At 39.0% G+C, this 14,247-nt stretch carries 11 protein-coding genes, 3 tRNA genes and 1 pseudogene; 10 read left to right on the top strand and 5 right to left on the bottom strand.

The annotated features are described in order from the left end of the window. Nucleotides 1-63: 63 nt before the first annotated feature. Nucleotides 64-1,443: a hypothetical protein gene (locus SVZ03_10725; GenBank protein ID MDY6934675.1), complete on the bottom strand. Its 1,380-nt coding sequence runs from the start codon at nucleotides 1,441-1,443 to the stop codon at nucleotides 64-66. Nucleotides 1,444-1,855: 412 nt separating this feature from the next. Between SVZ03_10725 and SVZ03_10720 the strand changes: the two genes are divergently transcribed. The 7 genes from SVZ03_10720 (at nucleotide 1,856) to SVZ03_10690 (ending at nucleotide 4,668) form a co-directional block, all read left to right on the top strand. Further along, entirely contained in the window at nucleotides 1,856-2,707 is an 852-nt protein-coding gene (locus SVZ03_10720) for a MaoC/PaaZ C-terminal domain-containing protein (GenBank protein ID MDY6934674.1), read from the top strand. A 156-nt stretch (nucleotides 2,708-2,863) separates the two neighbouring features. Further along, nucleotides 2,864-2,946, top strand: a tRNA-Ser gene (locus SVZ03_10715). Between the two features lie 30 nt (nucleotides 2,947-2,976). Further along, nucleotides 2,977-3,061 (top strand) — tRNA-Ser (locus tag SVZ03_10710). Between the two features lie 15 nt (nucleotides 3,062-3,076). Continuing rightward, on the top strand, nucleotides 3,077-3,460 hold the full coding sequence (locus SVZ03_10705; GenBank protein MDY6934673.1) for a hypothetical protein: 384 nt from the start codon (nucleotides 3,077-3,079) through the stop codon (nucleotides 3,458-3,460). A 136-nt stretch (nucleotides 3,461-3,596) separates the two neighbouring features. Next, a tRNA-Arg gene (locus tag SVZ03_10700) sits at nucleotides 3,597-3,670 on the top strand. Nucleotides 3,671-3,709: 39 nt separating this feature from the next. Then, on the top strand, nucleotides 3,710-4,174 hold the full coding sequence (tadA, locus tag SVZ03_10695) for a tRNA adenosine(34) deaminase TadA (GenBank protein MDY6934672.1): 465 nt from the start codon (nucleotides 3,710-3,712) through the stop codon (nucleotides 4,172-4,174). Then, complete coding sequence (locus SVZ03_10690; protein MDY6934671.1) at nucleotides 4,171-4,668, top strand: TlpA disulfide reductase family protein; 498 nt, start codon at nucleotides 4,171-4,173, stop codon at nucleotides 4,666-4,668. Before tadA ends, SVZ03_10690 begins: the two co-directional genes overlap by 4 nt. A gap of 3 nt (nucleotides 4,669-4,671) precedes the next feature. On the opposite strand, the gene purM is transcribed toward SVZ03_10690, so the two are convergent. Beyond that, a complete protein-coding gene (gene purM, locus SVZ03_10685) occupies nucleotides 4,672-5,706 on the bottom strand; it encodes a phosphoribosylformylglycinamidine cyclo-ligase (protein ID MDY6934670.1) in 1,035 nt (344 codons plus the stop codon). A 372-nt stretch (nucleotides 5,707-6,078) separates the two neighbouring features. Here purM and SVZ03_10680 point away from each other — a divergent pair, with 372 nt between their 5' ends. Together SVZ03_10680 and SVZ03_10675 are read left to right on the top strand one after the other, a co-directional pair. Beyond that, entirely contained in the window at nucleotides 6,079-6,900 is an 822-nt protein-coding gene (locus SVZ03_10680) for a hypothetical protein (GenBank protein ID MDY6934669.1), read from the top strand. Between the two features lie 339 nt (nucleotides 6,901-7,239). Further along, entirely contained in the window at nucleotides 7,240-8,403 is a 1,164-nt protein-coding gene (locus tag SVZ03_10675; protein MDY6934668.1) for a CaiB/BaiF CoA-transferase family protein, read from the top strand. Nucleotides 8,404-8,458: 55 nt separating this feature from the next. Here SVZ03_10675 and SVZ03_10670 read toward each other — a convergent pair whose 3' ends face one another. After that, entirely contained in the window at nucleotides 8,459-10,066 is a 1,608-nt protein-coding gene (locus tag SVZ03_10670; GenBank protein ID MDY6934667.1) for a bifunctional anthranilate synthase component II/anthranilate phosphoribosyltransferase, read from the bottom strand. A gap of 1 nt (nucleotide 10,067) precedes the next feature. Then, on the bottom strand, nucleotides 10,068-11,549 hold the full coding sequence (gene trpE, locus SVZ03_10665) for an anthranilate synthase component I (GenBank protein MDY6934666.1): 1,482 nt from the start codon (nucleotides 11,547-11,549) through the stop codon (nucleotides 10,068-10,070). A 679-nt stretch (nucleotides 11,550-12,228) separates the two neighbouring features. Between trpE and SVZ03_10660 the strand changes: the two genes are divergently transcribed. Next, the gene (locus tag SVZ03_10660; protein MDY6934665.1) at nucleotides 12,229-12,705 is read left to right on the top strand and encodes a sigma-70 family RNA polymerase sigma factor; all 477 of its coding nucleotides are present in this window, start codon (nucleotides 12,229-12,231) and stop codon (nucleotides 12,703-12,705) included. 9 nt (nucleotides 12,706-12,714) lie between these two features. Here SVZ03_10660 and SVZ03_10655 read toward each other — a convergent pair. After that, nucleotides 12,715-14,146 (bottom strand): annotated as a pseudogene (locus SVZ03_10655) (IS5 family transposase). Nucleotides 14,147-14,247 lie beyond the last annotated feature (101 nt).

Raw genomic sequence — 14,247 nt, 5'->3', positions numbered from 1 at the left:
TAAAATAGATAATCATATATACTTAAAAGCAAAAAGAGAGGGTCTTTGGTGGGATATTTAACATCAAATGTCAACTCCATATATCAAATCAGCAGCCTCAACTGAAGTTAGCATACCCCATCCAGTATGCCCTACCCCTTCTACTTCTAATAGAGAATGGTTGTTAGTGTAATAAGTGTCCATGAAATCCTTAAAGGCCATAGCGCGTTCATAACGGTTTTCACCCTGCCAGCGCGCCTCACAACCGCAGTCAAGATCAACACCACAACTACCAACACCCTCCCATTGGCCTGGACTCTGTTCCTCGCATTGACAATCATCTTCCTCAGTGCCTATCATATATGTAACATCCCGACCAGGGTATTGGCTTCGTATGGTTTCCTTACTGGGCATATAGGGTTGCATAAAATCCGTTCCATACCTGTAAGCATTATACGGACACCATGTAAAGGGAACAGCGAAAATGTATGTGCCGCTTATCTGTCCAGCAGGACGTTTATTATTTAAATACATATAGCTTGATGGATTAGCCACAATATAGCGAACCGGCACGCTAATGCTGTCCTCCTGTTGTGTCCCAGCAGCAAATCGCTGTGAATACTGCCCACCGGCGGAATGTCCGAAAACAACGATCTCCTGAATATTGGGAAAATGAGACAGCTTTACAATTATTTCATCCATAACAGTGTAAGAGCTTGTATTGGGAGAATTATTTGAATCAGCGCCCCCTGTCCAGCTTGGAGCATAATTGTTCCAGTGGAGTTCATCAGACTGAGGATTGTGCTTGTCGCTTATAAAATGCGGCGCTATTATGATAGTATTCTTAAAGGTTCCTGCATTTATAGCGCCTTGTCTTGCGCTATCATAATAACTGAATGCAGTCTGACCAACGCCATGCACCACAATTACTGCCCGGTTTATGGCATAACGAAGAATGGCATCTGGATCATCCTTAATAGCCACTGTCTGATGTTCATAGGTGCTTAGATACAGGGGATAGTTTCGATAATAGCGAATCTTTTTGCCGCTATCAAGTGTAATCCGCCCATGACAGACATAATCAGCATTTCCATCACCATCAATATCATCCGCGCTATCATCGCCATCTACATCGCAATAAGCGCTATCACTGGTATCTGTAATAGAGGGATCGCACTCATTATAGCATCTCCCTGCTCTGGGATCATCAGGATCACCGCAAGGTGTTAAACTTGGATCACAGGCATCTCCTATGCCATCTCCATCCCAATCAACCTGATCCGGATTAAAGTTATCATCACAGTTATCAGATATATCGAATATGCCATCACTGTCGGTATCTGTTACCTGATCCTGCTGAATATTGTTTATTATATCCTCCGCAACCTCATTACAAGCAATTTGCGTAAATATCAGACTTGCTACAACAGACAAAATTATTAAAGGTCCTGGAAATATTTTCATCTTTGCCCTCCTTTAAACTTATTTTAATAAAACCCGGCAATGCTATAATAAAGCAACATCTGTGCCAAAATTAAAATGCTATTGTTTCTTAGGTATGTTGGGCGGGAGCTATATAAATTTCTGATATTTTATGATTTTTTTTAGAATCTATTATCCCAATAATATCATTGTTAAGAGGAAATAAGTAAATATTGCTCCGACAGAACAGTCATTGTCCACATAGAACAAATAATTTACTACCTTGTGGGTTATTCTTTACTGTCATGGGGATATAAGTAATGATATTCTTGAATATTTCATAATTTTTATTGCCTCATATGATGAAATATCAACAATAAGGGTTGACTCATTGATATTCTATTCCATTAGTATGAAAGAGTCGTCACAAATCAATATTGAGGGAGGATAGGGTATGCCATTAAATGAAGAGGTAATAGGAAGGGAATATTCTTCAGATGATGCTGTAGAGATAACAGCTCATGAGAGCATATATTATGCTCTTGCTTATAATGAGGATAATGATGCCTATTTCGATAATAGGAGGGAGGGAGGGATAATCACACCTCCTATGTATGCGGTTAATTATACTGGGGGTGGTATGGGCCAGGTCCTAATGGATCCGGATACAGGAATGAATTTTGGGGCTATGGTTCATTATTCTCAGGAGTTTGAATGGTTTATTCCCGTAAAACCGGGTGATAAGATTAAATCATCAGCCAAGATAACTCATATTGATGTCAGGGAGAAGGGAAGCATCCTTGGTTGTGAAATTAGTGGAGTAAATCAAAATGGAGAGACTGTAACAAAAGCAAAGGCTGAGTTTTTCGATAGGAGCGCAGGGTCAGGAAAACCTGATGAAAGGGTAATGGATCCAGAGCCTGGAAAAATACTCTGGACACAGGATATGAAGGTGCGAAATGGGCAAACCTATATTTATGCAGAGCCATCAGGAGATCATAATATTATTCATATTGATGACAATGTTGCTAAACAGGTTGGCCTTCCAGGAATCATTCTTCAAGGACTCTGTACCATGGCCTTTGCGCATAAGACTGTGGTAGACAATCTTACAGGTCCGGAGAGGGATCCATTAAAGGTAAGAAAGCTAAAGGTACAATTTTCGCGTCCTGTGCTTCCTGGTCAGACTATCACCTATCAGGGGTATGAGATTGGAGATGAGGACAGCGGGAAAAAATATGGTATCATTGCCCAAAACAATGAAGGCAAACATGTTCTTCGTAGTTCATATTGTATTATTAAATAGGTGATTATATCAGATCAAAAACAATCCATGTATACCCGCCTTTGGCTGGAAGGCGAGATTATTTCGTAAATTAAGGTTTTCAAGGAGCGCCAAAATAGTTCATGGAGGGAGTATTTTATTTGACAGATAGAGATTAAATATTCTATTATGATTTTCGGAGAGTTGTCCGAGTGGTCTATGGAGGCGGTCTTGAAAACCGTTGGGTTTACGCTCCGGGGGTTCGAATCCCTCACTCTCCGACTCAATATTATTAGGATATATTGTTACCAGGAGAGATGCCCGAGAGGCCGAAGGGGACGGTTTGCTAAACCGTTGTAGTGTACGCTACCGTGGGTTCGAATCCCACTCTCTCCGAATCTGGGAAGAATTGTGGAACTAATCGGATCGCATGAAAATGAGACAGATCAATATGGTCAGAATGATATTCCCCGCCTTGCCTTAGTCTCTTATATCCCCTTTGTCGGGTGGATTATTCCTTTATATAATAACAAAAGGGATACATACAATCTGAAACATGCTAAACAGGGTTTTATTCTTGCAGTATGCCAGATTTCTATTATATTACTATTATCCATTATCAATTTATTTACACCATCTGAATGGAGATATTTTCGCTTAATCCTAGTAATATTGATATATCTCATGTATGCAGCATATTTTATTATCTGCCTATGGGGCATGATATTTGCTCTAAAGGGAAATAATTTTAATATATCAATAATTAAGAAATTACTTCAGCAATTGGATTTGTGATTTAGCATAATATTAGTAATGGTTGCTATTCGATGAATAGAGGGTCGCTTGCGGATTGATCCGGAACGATTGGTTATTCATGCCCTTGTATTTAAATTTATATGATGTTGTAGTAGCACATCTAAATAATAATATTGCGTCCATAGCTCAGCTGGATAGAGCGACGGACTACGAATCCGTAGGTCAGAGGTTCGAATCCTCTTGGACGCAAAGGCCCTCTTATCCTTTGGGAGGGCTTTTTATTGGTATATGTTAGAGAAAAATGCATTCATGCAGATAGCATTAGAGGAGGCAAAAAGAGCCTTTAATAAGGGAGAGATTCCCGTTGGAGCAGTAATCGTAAATGATGGGGTTGTGATTTCTTCAGCACATAACGAGAATCGGTCGAAGAATAATCCAGTAAGTCATGCTGAGATCATCTCAATCGAACAAGCATCAGCAGTTCTTAAAAACGAGAGATTAGTTGATTGTGATCTATATGTCACAAAGGAACCATGTGCAATGTGTGCAGGCGCAATTATACACGCCAGATTAAGAAGGATTATTATCGGTGTGGAGGATCAAAAATACGGAGCCTGCGGTTCGGTTTTATCTGTATGTGGGAATAATAAATTAAATCATATTCCAGAGATAGAAATCGGTATCCTTAGAGAAGAGGCATTGTCCTTATTAACAGCTTTTTTTAAAAATCTTAGAGAGGGAGCGCAAATATGAAAAGGTTGATTATTATTCTGATTATGATCGCCATATTTGTCCCAGTTGGGAATGAGGTATACTCAAAAGATAAGACAGCTCCGGGATTCGCTCTTTTCAATATGGATGGGAAACTAATCAGATTGTCGTCTCTTCTTGCCAAGGGGCCAATAATTTTAGATTTCTGGGCCAGTTATTGTAAACCCTGCATAAGGGAGATGCCTCAATTGATTGAAATGGAGAAGAGGTATAAGAGAAAAAAGAATGTTAGGTTGGTCCTGATCAATATTGATAAGGAAGGGAAGAAAAAGGCATCTCAAATATTGAAAAAGCTAAAGATTAAAAATGAATGTCTTCTGGACATATACCAAATGACCATAAAAAAATATTCTCCCACATTAAAGGTGCCAGCGGTTTTCCTTATCGATAGAAAAGGGAGAATCACCTTTCAGGCAATTGGGGAGAGCAAAGAGGTGCTAAATGGGCTCGAAAGGGCTATAGTCAGATTGAACTAGGGATCAAGCTATAATAACCTGTTCATCCTTGTCTTTCACAATCTCACCTATAACAATGGCCGACTCTTCAGATTCTTGAAGGAGTTCAATTGTCTTGCCTTCATCATCCCTATCTACAACAAGCATCATGCCGATTCCCATATTAAAAGTGGAATACATCTCCCTATCTTCAATCTCTCCTTCCCTCTGTACCAGGTTAAAGATTGCAGGGATTTCAAGATAGGATCTGTCGATCTTTGCTGAAAGGCCTTCAGGGAGAATCCTTGGAATATTTTCATAGAAACCACCGCCTGTAATGTGAATAATTCCCTTAAGCCTGACCTTATGATCAATACAATTGAGAATCCCCTTGCTGTAGATTCTAGTGGGGATCAATAAGGCCTCACCAAGCGTCCCGGATAAATCCGGAAAGAATGTGTCTACATCAAATTGTTTTATTTCAAAAAATAATTTTCTTAAAAGGGAGTAACCATTTGAATGTATGCCCGATGATTTTAATCCAACAATAATGTCTCCCTTTTTTATCTCAGCCCCGTTTATTATATTTACTCTGTCAACAACTCCAACGGAAAATCCAGCAATATCATATTCATTGGGATCCATTACATCTGGGTGCTCAGCAGTCTCCCCGCCTATAAGGCTGCAGTCAGCTATTTTGCAGCCCTCTGCAATTCCATTAACAACCTCCACAAGCAGTGACTCGTTCAACCTTCCGCAGGATATATAATCCAAAAAGAAGAGGGGTCTTGCCCCAGAGGTTATAATGTCATTAACACACATAGCGACTGCATCAATTCCGATTGTGTTATGGATGTTCATCATTTGAGCAATCTTCAGCTTTGTGCCAACGCCGTCGGTTCCGGATACAAGGACTGGCTCCTTCATCTGGTCAAAAGAGGCAGAAAAGAGGGAGCTAAATCCGCCAATATCGGTTATTACCCTGTTGCTGAAGGTCGACCTTAGGAGGGGTTTGATCTTATCAACAAAGGATTTACCCCTGTTAATATCAACACCTGAATCTTTATACGTTAGTCCCATGCTTCTTGCCTGTATTGAAATAGTCTTTATAGCCAAATACTAAGGATTATTCTTTTGCAGATTCCCTTAGGCGCATACCAGACGTTTGAAAACGAGTTTAATGCCCTAAACTAGTATAGTTATTGATTGGAAATAAATAATATGATGTGAGCGTAATTGTAAACAAATTTTATATAATTTTCTTGATTTTGTATAAATATAATACTATAAAGGATTGTAAACAAACTACCAAGTGACTCCTTTTCCAGGTTTTCAGTAAAGACTACAGAAGAATATGCTTAGAGAGATTTAAAACTTATAGCAATGATATCAGTTGCTTGAGAAGTAGCGCTGGCAGATATTTATAAATCCATTATTATTCGGACTTTCACAATGGGAATATCGAAAAAGGAAACAGAGCTTCTCCTACTTAAGCTACGGAATAAGTTCAATGATTATGCAAAGGAGTATAGCTCTAAGTGGTTCAATATTAAAGATTTTGAGGAGAGACTTGAACTGGCTAAAAGGAACAAGATGAATCTTGAAGGATTTATCCTTGCTGAAATTGCTAATTTGGAAAAGATTAAAGAAAAATTTGGAAGCCAAAAGGAGGAGAATTCATTTACTCAATTGGTGGATAAAAAAATTGAGGAAAATGTTGAAAGGATCAATAAATATCCAGAGATCAGATTCCATCCGCTTGCCGGATATGAAATATCTCGTTTTTATGGGGCGATATCTCAATTCGCTGTCTGTTATTTCCCAGTGTTATGGTTGCTGGTTAAGGGTGATTTGAGAGAAAGGTTACATCAGCTTGAGGAAACCTTTCGTTATTTGGCTGTTCCCAGGGGGTCAAAACCATCTAAGAGAATAGATGATCACATACTTGTGTTAATAAGGAAAAATGTGCCTGAGATAGAGGTTGAAAAGGATAGGAATGAATATCTAAAAGAATCCGCTTTTCTTCTTCATCAGGTAGTTCAATTATTGGAACAACTTCTAGCGAACCGAGATTCAGAATGGGAGAATCCCTTAACCTTTGAGAAGTTATTTATTGAGGGAGATAATAAAAGAATCATTATCAATAATTTTTCGGGCCTAACAGGATACGGCGCTATGCTAATGATGAAGGATATAGCCCTACAGATTATCAATGATTTTCGATTAGGCGCATTCAAAAAGAAGGGATCAAGTGCCTATAATAGAATGAGATAAGGTGTTAATTCTTATTGTGATATCTTAAACACATCATATTAAAAGAATCCCCCCAATGTTGTAGGTGTGAGCGCCTGAACATCAACAACCCAATCATTAATTATAAACCTACAATACTCTTTCATACCTTTGGTTTGAAATATGATCAAGATGTAGACAGGACCGTATAGCTGTAAATCTATAGCGATGTATATGCCATCCCGCACTTAAGTAATCCTGAAATTGGAGTAATTCAAACATTTGATCAGTAGTTAGGGTCAATTTAATAATCTTATTGACTTCAAGGGTTATTGAATAAAACTATTCTTTATAAATAATTATACCTTAGGAGGGGAGAAGATGTTACCTTTGGAAAACATAAAGGTTCTCGATTTATCACAATCTGCTGCTGGGCCCTTCTGTACTATGATCCTTGGTGATATGGGAGCTGAGGTGATAAAGGTTGAGCCGTTAATAGGTGATGCCTTTCGACCTATTCTGGGCGGGGCATGGTCAATGATACTCAATCGAAATAAGCGGAGTCTGGCTCTAAACCTGAAGACAGATGAAGGGAAGGAGATAGCCCTAAAACTTGCAAAGGAAGCAGATATATTTCTGGAGGCCTTTACACCTGGAACGATTGCCAAATTAGGTTTAGGCTATGACGTTGTGAGCGCCATCAATAAGAGGATAATCTACTGTTCTCTGTCCGGTTATGGACAGAGTGGTCCCTATAGTTCCAGAGCTGGTTATGATGTTTGCAGCCAGGCGGAGTGCGGTATTATGGCTGCTACAGGAGAGCCAGAGGGTGGTTTTGTGAGAATAGGCACATCAGCCATAGATTATGGCACTGGCATGTTTGCACTCATAGGAATGCTGCTTGCCCTAAGGGTGCGTGATGAGACGGGTAAGGGTCAGCAGATTGATGTATCACTCTTCGATACTGGTGTAACCTGGATGAATTATTGGTTTGCACACTATGCCTTGACTGGGAAGAATCCACCCAGGCTTGGTTCTGGTCATGAGTTTGCAACGCCATATCAGGTCTTTCAAACAAAAGACAAACCTCTTTTCATAGGCGTTGCCAGTGATAAAGCATTTATTGAATTTTGCAAAGAAGTGGGATTGGATGAAATACTGGAGGACCCAAAATTCAATAATATTTTTAGCAGATTAGTGAACAGGGATGAGTTAACACAGATTGTTCAGGAAAGGGTGAAGCAATTCACAAGGGAGGAGATGATACAGAAGCTTGATCCCTATGGAGTGCCTTATGCTCCGGTTAACACCATTAGTGAAGTCGCAGAAGATCCTCATATAAAGTCGCGAGAAAACTTAATAGATATGGATACAGAGAAGGGAAGGATTAAGGTTCCAGGGATGGCAGTTCGACTTTCTGAAACACCCGGAAGGGTGGCGCGTCCATCTCCCCGTATTGGAGAGCACACTGAAGAAATCCTTACTGAACTCGGTTATACAGAAGATGCAGTTAAGCAGTTGAGAGATAAAAAGATTATCCTTTGATGTGAGTTTTTTGATGGATACATAAGGCTAGTACAAATTAATATTGTGAATGCCGCTACAGGTTCAGGCTATTTGTAAACTCAACAAGCTCCTCTAATTTTTTCAAGGCACTGCCTGAATCTATTGCCTCCTCAGCCATCTTAACTCCTTCCGGAATTGGGATGTTCTTGCATGCAGCAATTGCAAAACCAGCGTTGAGGCATACAATATTACGACGGGAATCCCTTTCTCCCTTTAGGATTTTTCGTATAATATTTGCATTATCAAGGGCATTTCCACCCTTAATGGAACCTATGTCGTCAAAAGTATATCCAACATCCTCAGGTGAAAATCTATTCATATCAACTCCATTCTCATCTATGTGAGCAACCAATGTAGGAGAGGAGATTGAAACCTCATCCAGTCCATCATCGGATGATACAACAAAACCCCTTTTTAGTCCAAGATTCTTTAATACACTGGCAAGCTTCTCCACGAGATCCTGGCTATAAACACCCATCATCTGATAGGATGCCCTGGCTGGGTTTGTTAATGGTCCTAGAATGTTAAAAACAGTCCTAATCCCTATCTCTCTTCTTGGCCCTATGGCATACTTCATCGCTGGATGAAGCTTTGGGGCAAAGAGAAAACCAATACCCACCTCGTCTATGCATTTTGCTATATCATGAGGAGACAAGTCGATTTTTATGTTAAAGCCCTCCTCAAGTAGATCAGCGCTTCCAGCCTTGCTGGATACGCTTCTATTGCCATGCTTTGCAACCCTCACCCCTGATCCTGCTGCGACAAAAGCGGCGGCTGTAGATATATTAAAACTTCCGGATTCATCGCCGCCTGTACCGCAGGTGTCAACAAAATCCTGTGATGCTGACTCTATTTTAATAGATTTTTCCCTCATAACCTTCGCAAAAGCTGTGATCTCTTCTATTGTCTCTCCCTTCAATCTTAATGCAGTGATAAAGGAGGCTATCTGAGCCTCTGTTGCATTCCCTTCCATTATCTCGTTTATAACAGGAACAGCCACATCCTCACTCAAATCACCCTTGGCAATAACAGTTTTAATGGCCTCTTTAATTAGAGACCCTTCCGCTTGTTTCATATATTTAAACTCCAGAAAGTTTTTTAGAATCTTTTTCCCTTCCTGAGTGAGAATAGACTCAGGATGAACCTGAATCCCCTCTGTTAAATCATATCTGTGCCTCACTCCCATAATGTCTTCATCTTCACTCTCTGCGGAGATCTCTAATACATCGGGCAGTGTTTCTCTGTCAACTGCCAAAGAGTGATAGCGAGTTGCTTCAAAGTTATTTGGAATATCCTCAAATATTCCTTTATTATCGTGACCGATCTTACTTACTTTTCCATGCATCAGCTTTTTGGCATATACTATCTGTGCGCCAAAGGCATAAGCTATTGATTGATGCCCCAAGCAAACACCAAGTATTGGTATCTTTCCGGAAAATCTCTTTACAACATCAACGCTAATTCCAGCATTCTCAGGTCTGCCCGGACCCGGGGATATTACAATATGGGATGGACTGAATCTTTCTATCTCATCAAGACTTATTGCGTCATTTCTGAAAACCTCAATCTTTTGATTGAGTTCCATAAGATATTGCTTTAAATTATAGGTAAAGGAGTCATAATTGTCTATTAACAGGATCATATTAATTCTCCACGAGTTCTATGGCCTTTGATAGAGCCTTCATTTTATGCACAGTCTCGTAATATTCCCGCTCCGGATTTGAATCAGCCACAATACCGCCTCCAGCTTGCAGATAAGCAATGTTATCCTTCACTATTGCTGTCCTGATAGTAATGCAGCTATCAAGGCGCTGGTCGAAAGTCATGTGAGCTACCATTCCCCCGTAGATCCCACGCTTTGTTGGCTCAAAATCGCTTATTATCTCCATTGCTCTAATCTTTGGGGCTCCGGAGAGAGTACCTGCTGGAAAGGTCGCCTTTATCAAGCTAAAGACATCATTATCCCTTGACATCTTTCCAATCACATTGGATACGATATGCATCACATGAGAATAGTATTCAACGATCATCAATTGATCAACCTTTACGGTTCCGCCATGACATACCCTGCCAATATCATTTCTTCCAAGGTCAACCAGCATTATGTGCTCAGCCAACTCCTTCTCATCTGATAGAAGTTCATTTTTTAGAAGCATATCCTCTTCAGGATTCTTGCCCCGCGGCCGTGTGCCGGCAATAGGCCTTACCGCTGCCCAACCATCCTTAAGCTGAACAAATACTTCAGGAGAGGAACCAATTATTTCAATATCATCGCATTTCAAATAGAACATATATGGAGAGGGATTCACAACCCTGAGACTCCGGTAAAGATTAAAGGCATCACCCTCCACAGGTATCTTAAGTCGTTGAGACAGCACCAATTGAAAGATATCCCCATCATAAATGTGCTTTTTTACAGACTCAACTGAGTTTTCAAAACTAACCTTTGAAAAGTTTGACTTAAAGGTCAATTTTCCATTCTGGGTCTTAACCCTAAATGGGACTCTCTCTATATTTGGTCTCTCGATCTCCTCAGCAATTCTTTCAATCTCATTAACCGCATTCATGAAAACCGTTGCCGCATCATCTTCACTGGAGATAAAAGGGGAACGTACAAGATATAATTTGTGAACAAGATGATCGTAGATCAACATCCTGTCTGCCAGTATAAGCTCAAAGTCTGGAACATTCAACTCATCCTTCTCAGGAAGGGGTATATTTTCAAAATACTTTATCATGTCATAACCAAGATAACCGACAAGACCATTAACAAAGGGGGGAAGCTTTGGATTTGTATAGGGAATAATATTCTTTGTGTATTCTCTAACGAAATCAAGAGGATTCTTATAGACTCCGCCGTCAATAGTATTGGTGTCTTCAATCAGTGAAACATTTCCATCCCTACAAACTATAGCCTTTTGGGAAGTGCCCATAAAGGAATATCTGCCAAAGAATTCCCCACTCACAGCGCTTTCAAGTAGGAACTGATATCTCTCCTTCTTGAGCCTCATGAATAATGAGATCGTTGTATACATATCTCCGTGTAGTTCTGTATAAACGGGAATGAGATTATATTCAGATGCTAATTGAATAAATTTAGATTTATCGGGATATATCTTTAGCACTTTGATATCTCCTTGTTGTTTGCAATCGTATAGGGTTACATCGTTTTATGTCTCAGACCATCCTCGAGAAAAAATGCACTTAGGATTTGAAACAATATCATTGGAAATTAAAAGCAATTTTCAACAATAATTTTTAAAAAAATAGCTATTGTATAAATCTTCCTATTCTCTCTGTATCTTATACTTAACATGAAAAACATACACCTATATGTTTTTTATTATTACAAAGATGTATCCAAGGTATTGAATAGTATGTAATAGAAATTCTAAGAAGTGACTGAAACTGATAGTATAGATTGATGCTATCAAGTATATAAAGATTAATTATTGATGATCTTTAAATACTTGGGCTCTCAAGAGTCTCAACTTTTGGAAAACCTACTTCTTTATTCCCCTCCCTCAATTAGTACCACACACTTCACATCTGTTTGGATCGATTCCTATTCAGAAAATCGCTTTAAATATTTATTTTATAAGAGCAGATCAAAAAGATATCTTAGATTAAAAAGATGGCGGTTAGTAGATTAGGGGAATGCTATTCGTTGAATCCTGATAAATACAATATATTTGAGCTGAGAAATTATAAAATTTTGTAATTTATATAAAAAAAGTATGTACCGAATCATCTCATTTATTGACTATATATATGATTGTAGAGTTTTTTCTTGAGGGAAAATAGGTGAGAAAGAAAAGTTCAAAGCGAGAAAATTTTTCGAGAATATACATCGAATATTACCCTTTAGTATTTAATGCCGTGTATACAAAGGTTGGGAATAGAGATGATACAAGTGATATATGCCAGGATGTATTTCTCATCTTCTATGATAAATTTGAGGAGATCGATAATGCAAGGAAATGGTTGCTGGGCACTATGAGAAATGTAATTTATCGATTTTATGAGAAAAAAGCTCACTCTGATATCGATATTGATAATATTGATAAGATGTTTGCGGATGTAAACCACACTTTTACAAACGGTTTTCGTGATACCAGAATTATTATAAATGATGCCATTGAGAACATTGATATATCTGAAGAAGAGAGAATTATTCTCGAATACATTGCATTCTATAATTACAGCTATAGCACTACTGGTCGCATTATGGGACTCTCGAAACGACAGGTGGGATATAAGCAAGGCTTCCTGAAAAAGTAGATATTTAGACTATACAGGGAACACTCCACATTCACAGCTTCTCGTGTGACGCAGTAAAATTTGGGCAAAAAGAAGCCTTAGCTTCCTTTCAAGATTCATCACCAGAAGGATAATGCCTATAACAGATTCATTTGTCTCAGGCAACTTTGCCATTATTCTGGATAATCCATAACGTCTCTTAGCTTCTCCAATCTTACCCTCAATGGCTACACGTTCTCTTAGATCCTGTTTTTCCTGTTTTAGATTATCATTCGACTTGGCAACTTTAGGGGGACGACCAAGAGGAGGTCCAGAAATCCGTATCCCATGTTCTTTACAAAATGCTCTGTTTTCCCTGGTCCGAAATATACTATCCACCTGTACTGTTTCAGGATAACAACCGTAACGTTCTCTGTATCTTTCTAGATGATCTATCAATGTTAATGATTCATTATAGTTATCCCAACTCAATTCTTCAAGCCTCGTATAACCTTCAACCAACGATAGTGATATCTTCGCTCCAAACTCTGTCGGCGATGAGGTCTTGCCCCTTATTATCGGACGAACATGCGGCTGTGATATGCTTACTAGTCTACCCTGGATACTATTTACTCTTTTATCATACATCTCTTTCTGCTGCCTGTATAATTCATTTATTACGAGCAAATCCCTGTATTGTTTAATGATAAGGAACTCTTTGATGAAAGCTCGTCTATATGCCTTAAATCACGAGATATATAGCGTAACTGTTTCCCCTTCGATTTCTTTATCTCTATATATGTCTTCCGGCACTTCTTCGCTATCTTTAAGTAATCTTTCCTTGCATTCTCCCTATATGTCCGAGGTTTCTTCTCCTTACCCTTAAGCGGATTATGTAATGCATCTATTATTATCTCAAGTTCATCTCTGGACTCGTTCAATAGGGATAAATCCGTAGGATACCTTATATCTGATGGCGCACATGTGGCATCAAGTATCAATTTACCTTCATTCTTATCTTCAAAATCCTCACTCTTATCATTATCAACACCTAAAGTAGTATCTTGTAGATCACCATCCTTCTATCATTGCCTATTGTTAATTCGTTTATACCATTCAGTATATCACTGCTTAAACGCTTTCTGAAGTGTACCATCATCGACGGATCGAAAGGTGTGGCATCTCTATACTCACTTAATCCAATGAAATATTGTAAATATGGATTCTCCCGTATTTGCTCTACTGTCTCCTCGTCTGTAAATCCACAACGCTCTTTTATTATCAATGCTCCGAGGGCCATTCTTAATGGTTTGGCTGGCGCTCCCATCTGTTTTGAAAATCTATATGAATATAACTTTTCTATCTCATCCCATGGAATCAGTTTTTAAAGCTTTATCCATCTATTGTCACTTCTCAGTTTGCCTCCAAAGGGAAGATAAAAGTCTGCGAATTCAAGCTGGTCCAATGATTTCTTTCGGTACATATTTTACTCCATGTGCAAGGGTTTTTAGCTTATCCTTACATTTTCCTTGCACTTAATGCAAGCATTATGTCACCAAAACACTCAAATTTTCAGTACTTTCG

The organism is Spirochaetota bacterium, assembly GCA_034190085.1.
GTDB lineage: Bacteria > Spirochaetota > UBA4802 > UBA4802 > JAFGDQ01 > JAXHTS01.
This window is presented reverse-complemented; position numbering and strand designations above follow the sequence as displayed.